The organism is uncultured Corynebacterium sp., assembly GCF_902782855.1.
Classification (GTDB): domain Bacteria; phylum Actinomycetota; class Actinomycetes; order Mycobacteriales; family Mycobacteriaceae; genus Corynebacterium.
On record NZ_CACZOO010000360.1, the window covers coordinates 1 to 2,182 of the forward strand.

The following is a 2,182-nucleotide window of genomic DNA, read 5'->3' on the forward strand; positions in this document are numbered from 1 at the left end:
GAACGCCAGGGTGGCCATCGTGTCCACCATGGAGATGAACTTAGCGGTGCGGGCCTCGGACACGTCATTGGACCGCTGTTCGCGCAGTACCAGGCACAGCATCGCGCCGAGGAACACCACCACGGCACATGCCGCCCAACAGGTCCAGCCGTGGTCGCCTGCGGGATTCGCTGCGAGCCACCAGGGAAGATGAGCGACCGGGTCGGTCTCTTCACTGACCCACTGTGGCACGGAACCCGCCGTGACAGCCAGGCTGGTGATACCGGCGATGAGGAGTGGCGCGATCGTCCTGGCGTCGCTGTATCCGGTGGTCCGCAGCAGGAGGATCGTCGAGAGTACGGCGGCGATGAGCCCGTGCTGCCAGTAGGCGCCACTGCCCAACGTGACAGCGGTGAGGAAGCCCAGCGCGGTAGCCGCCCACACCGCCGCGTCCGTGGTCGATTCAGCACGTAGCGCACGGTCCCGGATCGTGGAGCGGGCGATGGATTCCCCCGCGTCATTCCGGCGCAGCAGAGCGGGGAGCCCGGAAGTGGATACGCCGATCGTCGGGGCGATGAGCAGCACCAGCACGGGAACCCAGGAGGACCAGGCGAGCACGGCGACGGTGCTGGCGCCCACGGTGGTCGCGCCCCACACGAGTGCGGCGGCGAGGGCGACCAGCCCGGCTGCCAGTGCGCCCGCCCACCGACGGTGCTCACCGACCGCACCGGCGGCCCACGCACAGGGCACCGTCGCGGCAGCGCAGAGAGCCAGCAGTGCGGACAGGGCTTCTCCTGCGGCCGACTGACGCAGCAGCGGCCACACAACCGCCGCGACCACCACCGGGAGAGCGACACCGGACCACCGTGCGGCAGGGGCCGGTTTCCTCACGGCGACGGCGAGCGAGGAAAGCCCGGCCAGGACGAGAATCGCCGCAACCGTCCAGTTCTCCGTGTCCCAGTCCGCGATGCGCCCGGGCGCCTGCAGCGACGCCCACAACCCGGGAAGCAGGAGCATCAGCAGGGATGCTCCGGCGGTCGCGACCATTCCCGCAGACCGCAGCGGGCCGGACCATCCCCACCGGTCCTCGCCGACGGTGTGCCGGACCTCAGCCATCACGTCATCGACGAACGGTGAGCGTGCCGCGTCCGGTTGTTGGGTGAGAAAGAGCCGGTCACCGTCCAGCAACCCCTCCTCAGCAATCGTGGTCTGCGGATCCAGGGCGCCGGTCGCCGGAGAAGAGAGCACCCAGGTGTCCGTGGTCACCACAGTTGTTCCGGGGCCGAGACCGTTCTCGCCCGCGGCTGTGGTCTCCTCTGGTGCCAGTAGTCCGACCACGTCGTCCAGCAGTTCCTGGACCGGTCGGTGGGCTGGAAGGCTGACGTCCAGCTGGCGGTCGTTACGGAAAACACTCACACGGACGAAGGTGGCGGTCATGATAGACATAATGGCATGAACGGACTGACGGCAGAATGAGCACCAGGATCATCCACCGGCCGGCGCGCCTTCACCGCGTCATCACGCCCGAGAGCCCCGTGGACATTGCAGCGGTCCCGACCATCCGGGCGGCGGGGGCAGGTGGGGGCACCCTACGAGCATTGATGCCCGTGGTCGCCGGGGTGGGCATGATCCTCATGATGTTCTCCTCGGGGAACCCGATCCGTATGGCAGTCGGTGTGGTCATGCTCGTTGTCGTCCTCTTCACTGCGATCGGGGCGTTCGTGAGGGCGAAGTCCGGTACACGCAAACAGGCGGAGACCGACCGCGTCCGGTTCCTCGAGCACCTGGAGAGCGCCGAATCCCAGATTCGCGCCCGTGCGACGGAGCAACGGCGGCTGTCCGGACTGCGCAATCCCTCACCCTCCCAGCTCACTGAGGTCACCCGTCAGCCTCACCGACTGTGGGAACGGCGCCCCTCGGACGAGGACTTCCTCATCTGCCGACTCGGGGTGGGGACCGGGGACCTCGCCTGTGGCGTGGCGGTAAAGCCAACCAATGATCCGATGGCTACAGCGGAACCGATCGCCCAGGCTCACCTGGACCGGATGCTACGTCGGGTCCGCACGATCGAGGACCTGCCGGTCGCAGTGCCGTTGCACGGCGTGGTCTCGCTGGTGGGGGCGCCGACCGAGACTGCCGAGACGGTCCGGGCACTGCTGTGCCAGGCCACCGTTCTCCATGCCCCGGATGACCTGCGCCTCCA

At 68.2% G+C, this 2,182-nt stretch carries 1 protein-coding gene and 1 pseudogene; one reads left to right on the forward strand and one right to left on the reverse strand.

Annotation, left to right across the window (positions count from 1 at the left end; translation table 11 throughout):
- The coding region (locus QZV72_RS14495) for an EsaB/YukD family protein (RefSeq protein ID WP_297009431.1) at positions 1–1,416 on the reverse strand (1,416 nt) is incomplete at its 3' end.
- A gap of 35 nt (positions 1,417–1,451) precedes the next feature.
- Here QZV72_RS14495 and QZV72_RS14500 point away from each other — a divergent pair.
- Positions 1,452–2,182, forward strand: a pseudogene (locus tag QZV72_RS14500) (type VII secretion protein EccC); the annotation flags it as partial.